The sequence below is a fragment of the Streptomyces sp. NPDC055506 genome (genome assembly GCF_053643595.1).
This window is the reverse complement of the sequence record NZ_JBSHKH010000074.1, coordinates 21,821-40,347: the sequence shown is the minus strand read 5'-3', so window position 1 is coordinate 40,347 and position 18,527 is coordinate 21,821. Positions and strand designations below refer to the sequence as shown.

Annotated in this window: 13 protein-coding genes; 11 read left to right on the top strand and 2 right to left on the bottom strand. The window is 70.4% G+C overall.

The window, feature by feature from the left end; all coding sequences use genetic code 11:
- Positions 1-143 precede the first annotated feature (143 nt).
- A complete protein-coding gene (locus tag ACWIF2_RS25645) occupies positions 144-2,114 on the bottom strand; it encodes a potassium transporter Kup (RefSeq protein WP_454362991.1) in 1,971 nt (656 codons plus the stop codon).
- Positions 2,115-2,455: 341 nt separating this feature from the next.
- Between ACWIF2_RS25645 and ACWIF2_RS25640 the strand changes: the two genes are divergently transcribed.
- Positions 2,456-6,457 (top strand): HAMP domain-containing protein, encoded by a 4,002-nt coding sequence (locus ACWIF2_RS25640; RefSeq protein ID WP_454362990.1) that lies wholly within the window; start codon positions 2,456-2,458, stop codon positions 6,455-6,457.
- 67 nt (positions 6,458-6,524) lie between these two features.
- Positions 6,525-8,993 (top strand): SpoIIE family protein phosphatase, encoded by a 2,469-nt coding sequence (locus ACWIF2_RS25635; RefSeq protein WP_454362989.1) that lies wholly within the window; start codon positions 6,525-6,527, stop codon positions 8,991-8,993.
- A 455-nt stretch (positions 8,994-9,448) separates the two neighbouring features.
- Here ACWIF2_RS25635 and ACWIF2_RS25630 read toward each other — a convergent pair whose 3' ends face one another.
- On the bottom strand, positions 9,449-10,204 hold the full coding sequence (locus ACWIF2_RS25630) for a hypothetical protein (protein WP_454362988.1): 756 nt from the start codon (positions 10,202-10,204) through the stop codon (positions 9,449-9,451).
- 281 nt (positions 10,205-10,485) lie between these two features.
- Here ACWIF2_RS25630 and ACWIF2_RS25625 point away from each other — a divergent pair, with 281 nt between their 5' ends.
- The 9 genes from ACWIF2_RS25625 (at position 10,486) to scoD (ending at position 18,514) form a co-directional block, all read left to right on the top strand.
- On the top strand, positions 10,486-10,680 hold the full coding sequence (locus tag ACWIF2_RS25625; RefSeq protein WP_454362987.1) for a hypothetical protein: 195 nt from the start codon (positions 10,486-10,488) through the stop codon (positions 10,678-10,680).
- Complete coding sequence (locus ACWIF2_RS25620; RefSeq protein WP_454362986.1) at positions 10,680-12,959, top strand: heavy metal translocating P-type ATPase; 2,280 nt, start codon at positions 10,680-10,682, stop codon at positions 12,957-12,959. The genes ACWIF2_RS25625 and ACWIF2_RS25620 overlap by 1 nt, the downstream gene beginning before the upstream one ends.
- Positions 12,956-13,483: a copper chaperone PCu(A)C gene (locus ACWIF2_RS25615; RefSeq protein ID WP_454362985.1), complete on the top strand. Its 528-nt coding sequence runs from the start codon at positions 12,956-12,958 to the stop codon at positions 13,481-13,483. Before ACWIF2_RS25620 ends, ACWIF2_RS25615 begins: the two co-directional genes overlap by 4 nt.
- A gap of 9 nt (positions 13,484-13,492) precedes the next feature.
- Positions 13,493-14,188, top strand: coding sequence for a hypothetical protein (locus tag ACWIF2_RS25610; protein ID WP_454362984.1), 696 nt, complete (start codon positions 13,493-13,495; stop codon positions 14,186-14,188).
- A gap of 105 nt (positions 14,189-14,293) precedes the next feature.
- Positions 14,294-14,842, top strand: coding sequence for a sigma-70 family RNA polymerase sigma factor (locus ACWIF2_RS25605; protein ID WP_454362983.1), 549 nt, complete (start codon positions 14,294-14,296; stop codon positions 14,840-14,842).
- 85 nt (positions 14,843-14,927) lie between these two features.
- Positions 14,928-15,692, top strand: a complete 765-nt coding sequence (locus ACWIF2_RS25600; RefSeq protein ID WP_454362982.1) for an aspartyl/asparaginyl beta-hydroxylase domain-containing protein — start codon at positions 14,928-14,930, stop codon at positions 15,690-15,692.
- Positions 15,689-17,107 carry an MFS transporter gene (locus tag ACWIF2_RS25595; RefSeq protein WP_454362981.1) on the top strand — a complete coding sequence of 473 codons (1,419 nt, stop codon included), beginning with the start codon at positions 15,689-15,691 and terminating at the stop codon, positions 17,105-17,107. Before ACWIF2_RS25600 ends, ACWIF2_RS25595 begins: the two co-directional genes overlap by 4 nt.
- A gap of 22 nt (positions 17,108-17,129) precedes the next feature.
- On the top strand, positions 17,130-18,020 hold the full coding sequence (scoE, locus tag ACWIF2_RS25590) for a (3R)-3-[(carboxymethyl)amino]fatty acid oxygenase/decarboxylase (protein ID WP_454362980.1): 891 nt from the start codon (positions 17,130-17,132) through the stop codon (positions 18,018-18,020).
- Positions 18,017-18,514 (top strand): (2E)-enoyl-ACP glycyltransferase, encoded by a 498-nt coding sequence (scoD, locus tag ACWIF2_RS25585; protein WP_454362979.1) that lies wholly within the window; start codon positions 18,017-18,019, stop codon positions 18,512-18,514. The genes scoE and scoD overlap by 4 nt, the downstream gene beginning before the upstream one ends.
- Positions 18,515-18,527 lie beyond the last annotated feature (13 nt).

Sequence of the window (18,527 nt, the reverse complement as noted above, 5' to 3'; positions counted from 1 at the left end):
CGCCTGGTTTACTTGGTGCGGGATGGCACCCTAGGGGGCGTGTACTCCCCTGCCGTGTCCGGGATTCCGCGGGTCGCTTCTGGGGGGGGGCACGCGGCCCCGCACCCGACGGCCGGCGGAGGCGGTGTCGCAGCGGCAGGACCCTAGACCTCGATCTGCGAGCCCATGATGACCGTGCGCTCGCGGGGCAGGCCGAAGTACTCGGCGGCGTCGGCCGTGATGTAGGAGGTGGCGATGAACAGCCGCTTGCGCCAGGGCGCCATCGTCGAGGCCTTCCCGCGCCGGAGCTCGATCTTCGACAGGAAGTAGGACGCCTGGTCGAGCTGCAGCGGCCCTTCGGTGTCGGCCGGGTCGAGCAGGGCCAGGGTGCCGGGCACGTCCGGTGTCTCCATGTAGCCGAACCGGGCCGTGACGTGGATGATCCCGTCGTCGGCGTACCCGAGGTCGTCGACGGCGATCCGCTGGTCGGCCTGGACACGGGGCACGGGCTCGGTCTTGATGGACAGGATCACGACATGGTCGTGCCGCACGTGGTTGTGCTCGACGTTGGCCACCATCGCCAGGGGCGCGGTCTCCTTCCCCCGGTTCAGGAAGACGGCCGTGCCGGGCGCCCGGACCGTCGGCTCGTCCCCCGCGCGGAGGCGTTCGACGAACTCGGGCAGCGGGCCTTCCTGGCGCACCCGTTCCGTCGTGACGAGGGCCCGGCCGCGTTGCCAGGTGGTCATGACGGTGAACGCGGTGAGGCCGATCAGCAGCGGCAGCCACGCGCCGTGGACGAGCTTGGTCATGTTGGCCGCCACGAACAGCAGGTCCACGAAGAGGAGCACACCCGCGCCGATGGCGAGCAGCCAGCGGGGTGTACCCCACTTGGCACGGGCGACGTAGAAGAACAGCAAGGTGGTGATCGTGATGGTGCCGGTGACCGCCATGCCGAACGCGTAGGCCAGCGCCTCGGAGGCGCGGAAGGCGAAGACCAGGGTGAGGACCGAGACCATCAGAAGCCAGTTGATCCACGGGACGTAGATCTGGCCGATGGTGGATTCGGAGGTGTGCGCGATGCGCAGCCTCGGCAGATAGCCCAGCTGGGCCGCCTGGGAGGCGACCGAGTACGCCCCGGTGATCACCGCCTGGGAGGCGATCACGGTCGCCGCCGTGGCGAGCAGGACCATCGGCCAGCGTCCCCAGCCGGGCACCAGCAGGAAGAAAGGGCTCCTGATGTTCTCCGGATCGTCGAGGATCAGCGCGCCCTGGCCCATGTAGCTCAGCACACAGGCGGGCAGGACGAGGAACAGCCAGCCCCGGGTGATCGCCCGGCGTCCGAAGTGCCCCATGTCGGCGTAGAGCGCCTCGGCGCCGGTGACCGCGAGGACGATCGCGGCCAGGGCGAAGAAGGCGGTGCCCCAGTGGCCGAACAGGAAGCCCAGCGCGTACGTCGGTGACAGCGCCTTGAGGATGTCCGGGTGGTCGGCGATGCCGACGACACCGCACGCGCCGATGGCCACGAACCAGGCGATCATGATCGGGCCGAACACCCGGCCCACCGCGGCGGTTCCCCTGCGCTGCACGAGAAACAGGAGCACGATGATCACCGCGGTGATGGGCACGACCGCGTCCTCCAGCGACGGCTGGACGACCTTGAGTCCCTCGACCGCGGACAGCACCGAGATCGCCGGTGTGATCATGCTGTCGCCGAAGAACAGCGACGCACCGAAGATGCCCAGGGCGGCGAGTGCGGCGGCGGCCCGGCGCCCACGCTGTGAACTCCACCGTCGCAGCAGGGTGATCAGCGCCATGATGCCGCCCTCGCCGTCGTTGTCGGCGCGCATCGCCAGCAGCACATAGGTGACCGTGACGATGATCATCACCGACCAGAACACCAGGGACACCACCCCGTACACATTGTCCGTGCTGACCGGAACCGGGTGCGGGTCGCTCGGGTTGAACACCGTCTGGAGGGTGTAGATCGGGCTGGTCCCGATGTCGCCGAAGACCACGCCGAGAGCACCGATGATCACCGCCAGCCGCACCGTGTCGTGCGTGTTCGTCCCACGGGCCTCGGGTGTCGGCGACGCGGACCCGTCGTCCGACGCGTGTCCCTGCCGGCGCTCGGCCATGGTGCTCCTCCTCGTACGGGCTGCTGAGGCGTGTACCCGGGACGTCGGGGCGGACGATACCGATCACAATCGAATCGGCGAAGACGCCGAGTCGACACCATATTTGAATTTTTCCGTTGCTCATGCGAACGGGTGATTGCGGCCCGGTCGATGACCGGGAGGATTGCCGGTCGACCTACGGCCGTTGTCGAGTGACAATACTTGCCGGAATCAAGTCAGAGGCCGGCCGGGCCATACGATGAGAGCGTTCGTAGCGGCCGGTGGGGGCGAGAATTCCGACAGTTGACGGCAGGTCTGAATGTCGGAGCGAATGCCGTGGGGTGTTCGGGGAGAGGGAGAGCATGGACAAGGCGGGGACCGCGATCCAGGATCCGGGCGTGGTGCCGGGAGAGCCGGAGCTGCGGCGGTTGCTGGCCGGGCTGACCGCGGTGCGCGACGGCGACTTCGGCACCCGGCTGCCGGAGGAGGCCGGCGGCCTGCTCGGCGAGATCGCGTCCGTGTTCAACGGCATGGTCGACCAGTTGTCGCTGTTCACCTCCGAGGTGACCCGTGTGGCACGCGAGGTCGGTACCGAGGGCACGCTGGGCGGTCAGGCCCAGGTACCGGGGGTTTCCGGAACGTGGGCCGATCTGACCGACTCGGTCAACGCCATGGCCGGCAACCTGACCACCCAGGTGCGTGACATCGCCCAAGTGGCAACCGCCGTCGCCGAGGGCGACCTGTCGCAGAAGATCGACGTCGACGCGCGGGGCGAGATCCTGGAGTTGAAGAACACCATCAACACGATGGTCGATCAGCTCTCGGCGTTCGCGGACGAGGTCACGCGGGTGGCGCGGGAGGTGGGTACCGAGGGCCGGCTCGGCGGGCAGGCGGACGTCAAGGGCGTGCGGGGCACCTGGCGGGACCTGACCGACTCGGTGAACTTCATGGCCGACAACCTCACCGCCCAGGTCCGCTCCATCGCCGAGGTGACCACCGCCGTGGCGCAGGGCGATCTGTCGCAGAAGATCCGCGTGGACGCCCGGGGCGAGATCCTGAAGCTCAAGGAGACCATCAACACGATGGTCGACCAGCTGTCGTCCTTCGCCGACGAGGTCACCAGGGTCTCCCGCGAGGTGGGCACCGAGGGCAACCTCGGCGGCCAGGCCACCGTGCGCGGGGTCTCGGGCACCTGGAAGGACCTCACCGACAACGTCAACGTGATGGCCTCCAACCTGACCGGGCAGGTCCGCTCCATCGCCCAGGTGGCCACCGCCGTGGCCCGCGGCGACCTGTCCCAGAAGATCACCGTGGAGGCCAAGGGGGAGGTCGCCGCGCTGGCCGGGACGATCAACACCATGGTCGACACCCTGTCCGCCTTCGCCGACGAGGTGACCCGCGTGGCCCGGGAGGTCGGCACCGAGGGACGCCTCGGCGGCCAGGCCCATGTGCCCAACGTCGCCGGGACGTGGAAGGACCTCACCGACAACGTCAACTCGATGGCGAACAACCTGACCGGGCAGGTCCGCAACATCGCGCTGGTGACCACGGCCGTCGCCAACGGCGACCTGTCCAAGAAGATCGACGTCGACGCGCGCGGCGAGATCCTGGAACTCAAGACCACGATCAACACGATGGTCGACCAGCTCTCGTCGTTCGCCGCCGAGGTCACCCGCGTGGCCCGGGAGGTGGGCAGCGAGGGCCGGCTCGGCGGACAGGCCGAGGTCGAGGGCGTCTCGGGCACCTGGAAGCGGCTCACCGAGAACGTGAACGAGCTGGCCGGCAACCTGACCCGCCAGGTGCGGGCGATCGCCGAGGTGGCCAGTGCCGTCGCCGAGGGCGACCTCACCCGGTCGATCACGGTGGACGCCTCCGGCGAGGTGGCCGAACTCAAGGACAACATCAACGCGATGGTGGAGTCCCTGCGGGACACGACCCAGGCCAACCAGGAACAGGACTGGCTCAAGTCCAACCTGGCCCGGGTGTCCTCCCTCATGCAGGGCCACCGCGACCTGGACGTCGTCGCCGAACTCATCATGGACGAGCTGACGCCGCTGGTCTCCGCCCAGTACGGGGCGTTCTACCTGGCCGAGGAGACCGGTACCGGCGTCGAACTGCGGCTCATCGGCTCCTACGGCTACCCCGCCGACGGCGACCGCCTCGAGCGCATTCCCCTCGGGCACACCCTGATCGGCCAGGCGGCACGCAACCGCCGCACCATCACCGTGGACGAGCTCCCGGCCGACTACGTGACCATCTCGTCCGGGCTCGGCAGGACGACTCCGACCTCGCTGACGGTGCTGCCCATCACGGTCGAGGAACAGGTGCTCGGCGTCATCGAGCTCGCCTCGGTCACCCGGTTCACCCAGATCCACCAGGACTTCCTGGGGCAGCTGCGGGAGACCATCGGCGTCAACGTCAACACCATCCTCGCCAACGCCCGCACCGACGAACTGCTCGGCGAGTCCCAGCGACTGGCCGAGGAACTGCGCGTGCGCTCCGACGAGTTGCAGGTCCGCCAGGGCGAGCTGCAGCGGTCCAACGCGGAGCTGGAGGAGAAGGCCACCCTGCTGGCCACGCAGAACCGGGACATCGAGGCGAAGAACCTGCAGATCGAGCAGGCCCGCCAGGAGCTGGAGGACCGCGCCAAGCAACTGTCGCTGGCCTCCAAGTACAAGTCGGAGTTCCTGGCCAACATGAGCCACGAACTGCGCACCCCGCTCAACAGCCTGCTCATCCTCGCCCAGCTGCTGGCCCAGAATCCCTCCCGGAACCTGACGCCGAAGCAGGTGGAGTACGCGGGCATCATCCACTCCGCCGGCTCCGACCTGCTGCAGCTCATCAACGACATCCTCGACCTGTCGAAGGTCGAGGCGGGGAAGATGGACATCGCCCCCGAACGCGTCCCGCTGCGCCGCCTTCTGGACTACGTCGAGGCCACCTTCCGGCCGATGACCACCCAGAAGGGCCTGACCTTCGCCATCACCAGGGCCCCGGGCGCGCCCGCCGACCTGGTCACGGACGACGCGCGGCTGCGCCAGGTGCTGCGCAATCTGCTGTCCAACGCGGTGAAGTTCACCGAGCGGGGCGGCGTCGAGCTGCACATCGAACCGGCGGCCGACGACGACGTACCCGGGAACGTGCACCGCGGCGGGCCCGTGGTGGCCTTCCGCGTCGAGGACACGGGCATCGGCATTCCCGAGCAGCAGCTGGAGACCATCTTCGGCGCCTTCCAGCAGGCGGACGGCACCATGAGCCGCAAATACGGGGGCACCGGACTTGGCCTGTCCATCACCCGGGAGATCGCCCATCTGCTGGGCGGCGCGGTGACCGTCGACAGCAATCCGGGACAGGGCAGCACCTTCACGCTCTATCTTCCGGTGGCACGCGCCGACTTCGAGGAGCTCCCCGCCGCGCCACGGCCGGACGGCACGCAGGACGAGGACAGCGCCGGCGGGCCGGCCGAGGGACAGCGTCCGGGCACGGCCCCCGCACTCCCGGTACCGCACACACGGCGGCTGCTGATCGTCGAGGAGCGCGTGCGCGGACTGCTCTCCGTGGTCGCCGAGAGCGCCGTCGCCGACCTGGACCACAGCCGCGCCGCACGGGACCAGCACGACGCCGTGGAGATCGTCACCGCCATGGACGCCCAGGAGGCGGCCTCCGCCCTGGCCGCGGGGCCCTGCCACTGCGTCGTCCTCAGCATGGATCTGCCCGACGGCGAGGGCCCGCGGCTGCTCGAGGCCGTGGACGGCGACGCCGCGCTGGCCACCGTTCCGGTCCTCGTCCACAACAACCACCGTCCGAGCGCGGCTCAGGAGGCCGCCCTGCAGGCCCGGGCGGACAACCGTCCCCTGGAGGTGCTGTCGAGCCTGGACGAGCTGAAGGAACGGATCACCCTGCACCTGTCGGCCGAGCAGCCCGGGGACGTCGTGCCGCTCGTGCGGATGGAGGAGAGCCTGGGCGCGGCGCCGGAGGTCGACGTCGCCCTGGCGGGACACACGGTGCTCGTCGTCGACGACGACGCCCGCAACCTGTTCGCACTCAGCGGCATCCTCGAACTGCACGGCCTGCGTGTGCTGCACGCGGAGAACGGCCGCAAGAGCATCGACATCCTCACCGCGCACCCCGAGATCCGGCTCGTGCTGATGGACGTGATGATGCCGGAGATGGACGGGTACGCTGCGACCGCCGAGATCAGGAAGATGCCCGAGTACCGGGGCCTGCCGATCGTCGCCGTCACCGCCAAGGCCATGCCGGGCGACCGGGAGAAGAGCCTGGCGGCCGGCGCCAGCGACTACGTGACGAAGCCCGTCGACGCGAACGACCTCATCGCCTGCGTGCGGCACTGGCTGTCCTCATGACGCCGAAACCCACCGACATCACGACGCCTCCCACACGGTGTGCGGGTCAGAAGGAGCAAGCGTCCACGTGAGCAACACCGATCTGTCCGGGGACCCCTCCCGGGACGCTGAGCCGCGACAGCAGGGCACTGCGGCGGGCCCGCCGCCCACCGAGCCCGCCGAGGGTGACGTCCTACCGGTCGCCGAGCCGCCCGGCGGACCGCTGGCCTCTCCGGTCGGCCGGCTGGCCGTCACGGTGGAACGCCTGCGCCACGAGGTGCAGGCGGCGCACGCCGCGGCCGATGGACGCGCCCTCCTGGATCTCGCCAAGGGCGTGCTCGTCGAGCGCCTGCACTGCGGTCCCGCCGAAGCGGCCCGGCAACTGGCCGAACTCGCCGAACAGTCGGCGATGACCCCTCTCGAACTGGCCGTCGACATCATCAACCAGGCGGCACGCGACCGCTTGACCGAGGTCGCGGTCGACTTCGCGACGGCGGTCCGCACCCCGCCGGCCGTACCGTCCGCCCTGTCCGACGCCGTACGGCTGCGCACGGCGGAGAGCAGTGCACTGGCCGCCGAGGACACCCAGGCGGTCGCCGACTCCCTGCTGCAGCACGCCCTGGAACCGCTCGGGGTGACCGGTGTGGCGATCTGGGCGGCCGGCGCCGACGGCTCCCTGACACTCGCGGGCAGCTCCGGGTTTCCCGAGGGAGAGGCGGAGCGCTGGCGCTATGTGCCGCCGGGCGTGGCGACCGTCGCCCGCACCGCGCTGACCGAGCGCAGGCCCGAATGGGTCCGGTCCCTGGCAGCCGGGCCTCCGACCATCGGCCGTACCCACCAGCCCGACGGCGGAAGGGTCGCCGTCCCCACCGGCGTGGGCGGGCGGATCCACGGAGTGCTCGAGATCTGCTGGCCGACCCCGCTGGTCGAGCAACCACCCGCCGTCGTCCGGCAGTTCGAAGCGCTGGCGGAACTGTGCGCCCACACCCTGGAGATCCACTCTCCCGCCTCTTCCTCGCCGCCCGACGGCCCGACGCCGAGGACCGGCCTGTCGGAACTGACGGACCTGGCCGACTCGCTGTACGACCCCGCGCTGGTGCTCATCCCCCAGGTGGACGACACCGGACATCTCAGCGACTTCCGCATCCACCATGTCAACCACGGCTTCCGCGACCCCGCGGGGCGCCCCCGCAGCACCGTCGACGGCGCACTGCTGTTGGAGGCGTATCCCCTGGCGGCCGACGAGAACGGCCTCTTCAGTCACCTGGAACGGGTGTACGCCACGGGCGAGCCGTTCCGGGCCGGTCACATGACGCTCACCGCGCTCGTGGACCAGGTGCCGCTGTCCTCCGTCGCCGAGGTCAGCATGACCCGGCACGGCGACAGTGTGCTGCTGATCTGGCGGATCGAGGACGAGGTGGCACGCCTGGCCAACCTGCTCGAGCACGCCCAACGCCTCGGCCGGATCGGCGGCTTCGAGGAGAATTTCGTCACGGGCGAGATCACCTGGAACAGTCAGCTGTTCGCCCTCTACGGCAGGGAGGAGTCCGACGGGCCCGCCCCCGTCGAGGACCTGCGTGCCCACGCCCACCCGGACGACGCCGTCGCCATCGGCCGCTTCCTGCGGACCGTCCTGCACCACCGCAAGCCGGCGTCGGAGGCCTTCCGCCTGCTGCGCCCGGACGGGGTGACCCGCCACATCCGGGTGGTCGCCGAACCCGTCGTGGACATCGACGACAGCCTGCTCGCCGTGCGCGGCGCCTACCAGGACGTCTCGGCCCAGCACTGGACGGAGGTCGCCCTCGCCGCCACCCGCGACCAACTCGCCCACAGCGAACAGCAGTCCGCGGAGCGGAACCGACTGGCCCTGCAACTGCAACAGGCCATCATGCCCTCCACGGCGGCACCCCTGGACGCGCCCGGACTGCGCACCGCCGTTCGCTACCGGCCCGCCGAGACCGATCACCTCGTGGGCGGCGACTGGTACGACGCCGTGGTCCTGCCCTCGAAGCACATCCTGCTGAGCGTCGGGGACGTCGCCGGGCACGGCATCGAGGCGGCCACCAGCATGGTCGTGCTCCGCAACGCCCTGCGCGGCCTGGCCGTCACCGGAGCCGGCCCGGCCCAATTGCTGGCCTGGCTGAACAGCGTCGCCCACCACCTCTCCGACTCGGTGACGGCGACCGCCGTCTGCGCGCTGTACGACCCCTCGAGCCGGGTCCTGCGCTGGGCCCGCGCCGGACATCTGCCGCCGGTTCTCGTACGGGACGCGGAGGCGACGACCCTGCCCCTGCTCAAGGGGCTGCTGCTCGGCGCGGCGTCGGACATCACCTACCAGGAAGCCGAGATGCGGCTGGAGGTCGGCGACGCGCTGCTGATGTACACCGACGGACTGGTGGAACGCAGGGACCGCTCCATGGAGGAGTCCCTGAAGCACCTCCTGGTGACCGCCAGCGCCAAGAAGACCACCCTCGACCAGCGCCTCGACCACCTGCTCACGTACAGCAGATCCGACACGGACGACGACACCTGCATCATCAGCATCGAAGTCATGTAGGTCGAAGTCATGTAGATCGAAGCCATGCGGGCGGCCTCAGGCCGTCGCGGGTGCGCGACGTTCCCAGAACGTGTGCTCCGGCCAGCGTCGCTCCTGGGCGTAGGTCTCGGCGTGATGCCGCTCGTAGGCGTCCGTGATCGCGTCGAGGAACAGGGAGTAGTCGTCGAGTGCGGCCGTCTCGCCGGACAGGCACAGATCGACGGTTCGGCCGGCGCGGGCCCCGGTGTGCAGGGCGGTGAGGATGCCCTGGGAGGAGAGCGGGTCGAAGGCGAGGGCGGCGTCTCCGGCGGCGATCCATCCGGGGCCCGCCGCCGGGCACAGCCGCAGCCCGTGGGCCGCGGTCCAGCGCGGCGCCGGGGCATGGGCCGGGTCGTAGCCGTCGAGTCGGGTACGGACGTGGCGGGTGTGCCCGATCGCGGCGAGGAAGCCCTCGGCGGTGCGCAGGGCCGAGTGGGTCAGGTCGGTGTCGGTGAGGTGTGCGACCAGCCGTCCGGCCGGAACCCTGGCCGTGTACCACCAGCCGCCGGGGACCGCCTCGACGAGGGGTCCTCCTCAGGGGGCGCCGCCTGCGGGTCACCGGGCGGGCAGGAGACCGGCGCGAGCACGTACTTCACATGGCGGTCGGCCCCGAACGCGTACGGCAGCACGCCCCAGTACCTGGCCGTCAGCGTGCTCTCCTCCGGCTTGCGCATGGCCTGCAGAATGCTGCGCGTCTCCGGATGTGCGTTCTGGTACGCGACCGGGTCCTGCTGGAATTCGCACATGTCCCGGGCGGTGTCGACGAAGAACACGTCATGGTTCTGCAGGACGAGATCCTGCGTGTCCGTCTGCCCCTCGTCCTCCAGCAGCTTCGGGCCGGGAACGCCGAACAGTTTGATGCCCATGCCGAGGGTCCGGCGGAAGTCCGGACGGTCCGGCAGGATGTCGCTGGAGAAACGGACCCAGGCGGTCAGACCGCCTTCCTGGTCCCGGGCGGCCTTGAGGAATCCGATACAGAGGTCCGGCGGCAGATCGGGGGCGACCGTGAGCACCCCCCGTGCGGTGCCGTGGTACTTGACGAAGACCGGCCGCAGCACCGGGTCCTGGCCCTGGGCGATCCGCTTCCCCATGCGCTTGTCCACGAATTCGGCCAGGATGCCGGCGATCGGCTCGGCGGCACAGTCGGCCAGGGGCTGAGAGGAGTTCTGGTGCGCGTCGGCTGTCCCGGTCATGGGCGCGCTCTCCCGCTGCTCTGGCTGATTCGGCGTTCGTCCCCTGCTCATAGGTGGAACAAGAGCGGAGAAAATATGCCTAAGTCGTACGTTCGGCGTAGCGCTCCGGCCGCGTGTGACAGGCGCCATATACGCCCTCCGGAACTCGGCTGACGGCCCGTCCGACCACTGAAGCGGTGCGACGCGATCCCGGCGACGTCGTACGACATGACCTGGAGACGCGGTTGATGGACGAGGCTCGGCAGTCCCCTTCGAGCAGCGCGGGCAGGAGCTCGCGGAAAGTGGCACCTCCACCCGCGCTCTGTGGCTTCCTCCTGCTGCTGGTGCTGATCTTCGCGGTGTCCTACGCCGTGGGCGTCGCCGCCGGTCCTGTCGCGCCCGGCATGCACGGCGACAGCACGAGCGGCGACGGCGGCGCTCCGAGCGGTGGCGGCGGCATGGGAGACATGGACGGCATGCAGGGAGGGCACGGCTGATGGGGGCCGAACCGGGGGCCGTTCTGGTGACGACCGACCTCACCGTCGGCGGCATGACCTGCGCGGCCTGCGTGGCCCGGGTCGAGAAGAAGCTCGGCAGGCTGGACGGCGTCACCGCGACGGTCAACCTGGCCACCGGCACGGCTCGCGTGAGCCATCCGGCGGACATCGGTCCGGAGGAACTCGTCGCGACCGTCGAGAAAGCGGGCTACACCGCCGCCCTGCCCGAGCCGCCCAGGGAGGAGGAACCGGCGGACGATCACGGCGACGATGCCGAGGACACCCGGCGGGAACGGCACCGGCTGGTCGTCACCGCCCTGCTCGCGCTGCCCGTGCTGGTCCTGTCCATGGCGCCCGTGCTGCAGTTCCGCAACTGGCAGTGGCTGTGCTTCGTACTCGCCGCGCCCGTGGCCGTGTGGGGCGCCTGGCCCTTCCATACACGGGCGGTCCGGGGGCTGCGCCACTCGGCGGCGTCCATGGACACGCTCGTGTCGCTGGGCGTGGTGGCGTCCTTCGCCTGGTCGGCGTACGCGCTCTTCCTCGGGGGCGCGGGCGACCCCGGGATGCGGATGCCGTTCACCCTCGTGCCCACCGCCTCGGACGGCGTCGCCCACCTCTACCTCGAAGCGGCCGTGGGTGTACCGCTGTTCGTGCTCGCCGGGCGGTTCCTGGAGGCGCGGGCGCGGCACGGGACCGGGGAGGCGCTGCGGTCGCTGGCCATGCTCGCGGCCAAGGAGGTCTCCGTCCGGACGGACGACGGCTCGGAACGGCTCGTCCCGATCGAGGAGTTGAGGGCCGGACAGGTCTTCCTCGTACGGCCGGGCGAGCGGGTCGCCACCGACGGGCAGGTGACGGAGGGCAGTTCGGCCGTCGACCTGTCCCTGGTCACCGGCGAGAGCGAACCCGTGGAAGTCGGACCGGGATCAGCGGTGGTGGGCGGAGCCGTCAACGCCGGCGGCCTGCTGCTCGTCCGCGCCACGGCCGTCGGAGCCGACACACAGCTCGCCCGGATCACCCGGCTGGTGATCGAGGCACAGGCCGGGAAGGCGCGCGCCCAGCGGCTGGCCGACTCGGTGGCCGGGGTGTTCGTGCCGGTCGTGCTCGCTCTGGCCGTCACCACGCTCGGGTTCTGGCTGGGCGCCGGTGCCGATCCGCAGGCCGCGCTCACCGCGTGTGTCGCGGTCCTGGTCGTCGCCTGTCCGTGCGCGCTGGGCCTCGCGACCCCGACCGCGCTGATGGCCGCGACCGGCCGGGGCGCACAGCTGGGCGTTCTGGTCACCGGCCCGCAGGCCCTGGAAGGGCTTCGGCATCTCGACGCCGTCGTGCTCGACAAGACCGGCACCCTCACCACCGGGCACATGACCGTCTCCCGGCTCACGGCCGTATCCGACGGGCTCGGAAGGGCGGCGGTACTGCGGCTGGCCGGGGCGGTGGAACAGGGGTCGGAGCATCCGCTGGGGCGGGCCCTCTGTGCCTACGCGCGGCGGGAGCAGGGCGAGCGGAGGCTGCCGGACGTGAGCGAGTTCAGCGCGCTGCCCGGACGTGGCGTGCGGGGGCTCGTGGAGGGACGGCTAGTCGAAGTCCTCGCCCCCGACGACGACTTGCCCGGGGAACTGGCGGAAGCGCTGGCCGGGGCCGAGGCTGCCGCTCATACGCCTGTGCTGGTCCGCGTGGACGGCAAGGCCGAGGCCCTGATCGGGGTCGGGGACGTCCTGCGGCCCGGCAGCTACCGGGCCGTGGACCGGCTGCGGCGCCTCGGAGTACGGCCCGTCCTGGCCACCGGCGACCGTGAGGCGCCCGCCCGGGCCGTCGCACAGGCGCTCGGCATCGAGGAGGCGCACGCCCGCCGCACCCCCGAGGACAAGGCCGACCTCGTACGGGACTTGAGAGAGCAGGGGTACCGGGTCGCGGTCGTCGGTGACGGTGTGAACGACGCGGCCGCGCTGGCGGGTGCCGATCTGGGCATCGCCATGGGCGGCGGCACCGACGTGGCCGTCGGCGCCGCCGACGTCACGCTCGTGCGCGGCGACATCGAGGCCCTGGCGGACGCGGTCCGGCTCGCCCGGCGCACGCTGGCGACGATCCGCGCCAACCTGGTGTGGGCCTTCGGCTACAACGTCGTCACCGTCCCGCTCGCCATGGCGGGCCTGCTCAACCCGATGCTCGCCGCCGCGGCGATGTCGGCCAGCTCGCTGCTGGTCGTCGCCAACAGCCTGCGACTGCGCGCCTGGCAGCCCCCGCGCTCAACCTCCCCCGCTGCCCGGAGAGATACCCGATGACCGGACAGCGCCCCTGGCGCCCGACCCGCCGCAGGCTCGCCGACACCCTCCTCGCCGCGGTCGCACCCGTCGCCGCATGCGGGCTCGCACTGGGCGGACTGAGTGTCTGGACCGCCTACGGCAACGCCGGCACCCCGGCCTCGATCACGGTCACCGACGGCAAGGTGTTCGCGCCCACCGGTACCACCCCGGACACGGCAGCCTTCTTCCGCATCACCAACAGCGGAGGCGCGCCGGACCGGCTGCTGAGGGTGACCACCGCCGAGGCCGGTGACCGCGGGCTCACCCTGAGCCGCCACGTCATGACCAGTTCCAACACGGCCTCCGACCGGACGGTGTCCTCGGTCGGAATCCCGGCCGGGAGGAGCCTCGTGATGTCACCGGCGGGCTTCGACGTGATCGTGCCCGTGAAGAAGGGCGGCTGGCGGACCGGCGACCTCGTCGCCTTCACGCTGCACTTCGAACACAGCGGGGCTGTGAAGTCCCTCGCGGTGGTGGTCCGTCCAGGACAGGACCGGGGCTGAGCAGCCGTCATGACCGTCGGGTGGGGTGCGCGCACGGTGCGGGCCGCGGTGTTCGCGGCCGTCTGCGTGCTGCTCGCCGCCCTCGGGCATGTACTGATGTCCGCCGCCACCGTGCCGTGGCGGACACTGGCCGCCGGGTTCGCCGTCACGAGCGGAGCCGGCTGGGCACTGGCGGGCCGTGAACGGGGCTTTCCGCTGGTCGTGTTCGTGGTCGTCGTCGCCCAAGGAGCGCTCCACTCGGCCTTCTCGTGGGGCCAGTCGGCGGCGGGCTCCCGCACGGGTGCCGGGGCACCGCCACACATGGGCTCGATGCACATGGGCTCCATGCACATGGGCCCGCCACACATGGGCTCGATGGACATGGGCCACGCGGCGCACACCGAGCACCTGGGCCATATGGCCCACACGGCCCACATGGCCCATGGCACCGGCGACACGTCGTCGCTCGGCATGCTCGCCGCCCATCTGCTGGCCGCTCTGCTGACCGGTGTGTGGCTGGCGTTCGGCGAGCAGGCCGCGTTCCGTCTACTGCGGGCGGTCGCGGGCCGGCTGGCCGCGCCGCTGCGGCGGCCACTGTCGCTGCCCCTCCCGCCCCGTAGGCCCCGACTGCGGCCGACGCGCGAGCGCGCTGAGCGGCTCCCGCGTCTCACCTTCGCGTACACGATCACCTCTCGGGGGCCTCCGGCCGGGACCGCTGTCCTCTGAGACAGCCGGATCCATCCCATTACCGTCCCGGGAACCTTCGGCCCTGGCGCGTTCACCCGTGCCGCCTTGCCGAACCGGTCCCGGATCACCCGAGAAGGACATCAGGTGATCACTCCTGTCCGCGACGACCGCGCCACGGCCTGGGCTCTCGCCGCCCGGACCGGCGACCCCGACGCCGTCGACCGCTTCGTCCGCGCACTGCATCCGGACGTCGTCCGCTATGTCACCTACCTCTCCGCCGACCGGCAGCTGGCCGACGATCTGACGCAGGACACGTTCCTGCGGGCGCTCGGCAGCCTGCACCGGTTCGAGGGGCGCTCGTCGGCGCGCACCTGGCTGCTGTCCATCGCGCGCCGCACGGTCGTCGACAGCCTGCGGTACGCCGCCACGCGGCCGAAGTCGGCCGATGTCGACGACTGGACGGCATGGGCCGAACGCGCCCAGCCGACCGGTCTGCCCGGCTTCGACGACGGCGTGGCCCTGCTCGACCTGCTGGACGCGCTGCCGACCGAGCGCCGTGAGGCGTTCGTCCTCACCCAACTGGCAGGGCTGCCCTACGAAGACGCCGCGCAAGCCGGCGGCTGCCCCGTGGGCACGATCCGTTCGAGGGTGGCACGGGCCCGGGCGACCCTCGTCGCGCTCCTGGACGAGTAAACGTGATCCGAATAAGCGGGGAACTCAAGCCCGCCCCCGACCGACTACCAGCCCGACAGAACAGCTCGAGGGCGCGGAGAACCGTGTGACACCAGAGATAGAGAATGCCCTCGTCGCCGTCAGAGCGGAATTCGGCGCGGAATCGATCACCCGGGTCGAGCAGATGCTGGAGCCGGGCGGGGGCGAACGGCATCCGCTGCAGAAGGCGGCCAAGTGGATCATGCCGGGCCTCTCGCCCATCCCGTGGCACGATCCGTACGCCTACGCCGAACTGGCGCCCTTGGTACAGGAGTTGGAGGCTCGTCACCGGGTCATCAAGAAGGAGCTGCTCAGCGCATGGGAGGCACGCCGGGAGGCGTTCGCCGACTACGAGCACTATCTGAGACGCCAGGAGGACTGGCAGGCCCTGTACCTCTACCGCAAGGGGGGCCTGGTCGAGGAATCGGCCACCACAGTTCCGACCGCATATCAGGTACTGAAGGACGTCGCTGTCGACACGGACAGGATCTGCCCTCTTCTGGAATGCCATTTCTCCACCCTGTTGCCGGGCGCCGTCATCCAACCCCACTGCGATCTATGGAACTTCAGCATCAATCTGCATTTCGCCGTGGACATCCCCGAAGGGTGCAGCATCACGGTCGCGGGGGAGAGCCGCTCCTGGGAGGAGGGGAAGTGCCTGCTCTTCGACTACTCCTTCGAGCACGAGGCACGTAACGACGGCACCAGGCCACGGACCTGCCTGCTGATCGACCTCTGGCACCCGGAGACGACCGTTCCGGAGCGTCGGGCACTGGTCGCCCTCATCACCGAGGTCCGCCGGCTCATGGGAGAGGGCGGGGGTGACCGATGACGGCCACGACTCAACCGGGAAGGACCGCGCCGCGAAAGCCGCTCGGGCTTCCTCTGCTCGTGCTGGCGTCGGGGCAGCTCGTCATCTCGCTCGACTACAACATCGTGTACGTCGCGCTGCCCCGCATCGGCACCGGGCTGGGCTTCTCCGGCCACGACCTGCAGTGGGTGGTGAGCGCCTATGTCGTGGCCACCGGGGGCTTCCTGCTGCTGGGCGGCCGGGCCGCGGATCTGCTCGGCCGACGCCGGATGTTCGTCCTGGCGGCTCTGCTGTACGCGGGGTCCTCCCTCGTGGGCGGAGTCTCGGAGTCACCCGGCGTCATGATCGCCGCCAGGGCGGTCCAGGGGATCGGCGGCTCGCTGCTGTTCCCGGCGACACTGTCCCTGATCAACACCCTGTACGACGAGGGACCGGACCGGAATCGCGCCCTGGCGGTGTGGAGTGCCGCCGGCGCCGGCGGGCTCTGCTTCGGCTCTCTCCTCGGCGGCTTCCTGGTGGAGGTGTTCGGCTGGCCGGCCGTGTTCCTTGTCAACGTGCCCGTGGCCGTGGCCCTCGCGGTCGCCGCGTGGTCGCTCTTCCCCGGGGACGGCCCGCTCGACCGCTCTCGGCACTTCGACGCGGCGGGCGCGCTGACGGCGACGGGCGGGGTCACACTTCTGGTGTTCCTGCTGGTGCGGGCCCCCGTGGACGGCTGGGGCACTCCCACGGCCCTCACGAGCGCGGCCCTCTCGGCCGGTCTGCTGACGCTGTTCGCCGTCATCGAGGCAAGGTCCCGTGATCCGCTCATGCCGGCGAGGCTGTTCGCCCACCCCGGCCTGCTCACGGCCATGGGGGTGACCGCCCTGTTCAGCGCCACGTTCAGCTCGGTGCCGTACTTCCTGACCCTGTACTTCCAGACCGTCCACGGCTACAGCCCGGTCGCGACCGGGCTCGCGTTCCTCGTGCCCGCCGTGGTGGTGGCCCTCGGTACGCAGGCGGGCGAACGGGCCGTGTCCGCCTTCGGGACGCGCCGCATGCTGGTGGGCGGCCTGGCGCTGGGTGCCGCCGGGGCCGCGGCACTCGGCCTGGCGCTCGCCTCGGACGGCTCATATCCCGCGCTGCTCCCGGGGATCGTGCTGCTGGGCCTCGGTCAAGGGGCCGCGTGGACGGGGATGTGGATCGCCGCGTCCGCCGGAGTGGCCCCGGAAGACCAGGGCATCGCCTCGGGGCTGGCGTCGACCACCCTCCAGGTGGGCGGAGCGGTCGGCCTCGCCGTACTGGTCGCCGTCGCCGGGGGAGTCGGGCCGAGCGGATCCGGCCCCGGGCTCCTCGACGGCATCCGTACCGCCGTCTTCGTGATCGCGGGCGGTATCGGCTGCGGTGCGCTCGCGCTGCTCCTCCTCCGCAGGCCCACCGGCACCACCGCAGCCGTCTGAACCCACGAAAGGACACCCCGTCATGCAGATCAAGGAACAGCCCGGCGACGCGATGGGTGCGACGGTCGAGGGCTTCGACCACACCACCGCCTCGGACGCCGACATCGCGGCGCTCAAGAACACCGTCTACACGCGGAAGATCGCGATCCTGAAGGGCCAGGACCTCACCCCCGAGGAATTCCTGGAACTCGGCAAGCGGCTCGGCCGCCCCGAGACGTACTACGAGCCGATGTACCGGCATCCGGAGGTCCCGGAGATATTCGTGTCCTCCAACGTGCCGGAGAACGGCAAACAGATCGGCGTACCGAAAACGGGCAAGTTCTGGCACGCCGACTACCAGTTCATGCCGGACCCCTTCGGAATCACCCTGATCCACCCCCGCGTCGTTCCACGGCAAAACCGTGGCACGTACTTCATCGACATGGGCCGGGCGTACGAGAAACTGCCCGAGGATCTCAAGAAGGAGATCGCCGGAACGTACTGCAGACACTCCGTGCGGAAGTACTTCAAGATCCGGCCCCATGACGTCTACCGGCCGCTCTCCGAAATCATCGACGAGGTCGAACGGAAGACCCCGGCCGTCCGGCAGCCGACCACCTTCACCCACCCCATGACCGGCGAGACGGTCCTCTACATCAGCGAGGGCTTCACGGTCGGCATCGAGGACGAGAGCGGCCGGCCAATTGAAGAGGAGCTGCTGAAGCGGCTGTTCGACGCCACCGGTCAGCTCGACGAGGCCTTCGAGCACGAGAACATCCACCTGCAGGGCTTCGAGAAGGGCGATCTGCTGGTCTGGGACAACCGCAGCCTCGTCCACCGCGCCCGGCACACGAGCACGCCCGAGCCGGCCGTCTCCCACCGCGTCACCGTGCACGACGAGCGCGGGCTCCACGACGGGACGGGGGCGGCATGACGGACGAGGCTCTGCTGGCCCAGGTGCTGACGCCCTACAAGGAGCACTGCAAATACCTGCGCTCCGCTGTCGTGACGGAAACGGACGGTCGCGTTTCCGCCCATTGCGACTTCGTGATACCTGAATCGTGCTACATCGACGACACCGGACACCTGAATTCCGTCGAGGTGAACATCTGCTACAACCAGATGATGTATTACCTCGTCGCCAAGTCCGTGAAAGAAGGGATCGGGACGGGGTTCGAATCCTGGACGCTGGACGACTTCTGGAAGCACCAGTTGCCGGACATTCTCATCGCCCGCTTCTCGGCGCGTTTCCGGCGCCCGGTCGCTCCCCGCGCTTTCTCCGGTGAGATGGAGTTCCGGTCCGTCACCCGGCGCACCCGAGCCGACGGCACCCCGTTCCTGCACGCCGAGACCGCCTTCCGCTACCGGGACGCCGCATCGGGCCGCTGCGACGGCGAAGCGACCCTCGCGTTCGTCAACGTCCCCTGAACGCGGAAGGACT

Bases quoted from the DNA above. Each gene is read 5' to 3' on its own strand.
- ACWIF2_RS25595 (WP_454362981.1), top strand. From the start codon at position 15,689: ATGACGGCCACGACTCAACCGGGAAGGACCGCGCCGCGAAAGCCGCTC.
- ACWIF2_RS25630 (WP_454362988.1), bottom strand. From the start codon at position 10,204: ATGACCGGGACAGCCGACGCGCACCAGAACTCCTCTCAGCCCCTGGCC.
- scoE (WP_454362980.1), top strand. From the start codon at position 17,130: ATGCAGATCAAGGAACAGCCCGGCGACGCGATGGGTGCGACGGTCGAG.
- ACWIF2_RS25620 (WP_454362986.1), top strand. From the start codon at position 10,680: ATGGGGGCCGAACCGGGGGCCGTTCTGGTGACGACCGACCTCACCGTC.
- ACWIF2_RS25645 (WP_454362991.1), bottom strand. From the start codon at position 2,114: ATGGCCGAGCGCCGGCAGGGACACGCGTCGGACGACGGGTCCGCGTCG.
- scoD (WP_454362979.1), top strand. From the start codon at position 18,017: ATGACGGACGAGGCTCTGCTGGCCCAGGTGCTGACGCCCTACAAGGAG.
- ACWIF2_RS25615 (WP_454362985.1), top strand. From the start codon at position 12,956: ATGACCGGACAGCGCCCCTGGCGCCCGACCCGCCGCAGGCTCGCCGAC.
- ACWIF2_RS25610 (WP_454362984.1), top strand. From the start codon at position 13,493: ATGACCGTCGGGTGGGGTGCGCGCACGGTGCGGGCCGCGGTGTTCGCG.
- ACWIF2_RS25640 (WP_454362990.1), top strand. From the start codon at position 2,456: ATGGACAAGGCGGGGACCGCGATCCAGGATCCGGGCGTGGTGCCGGGA.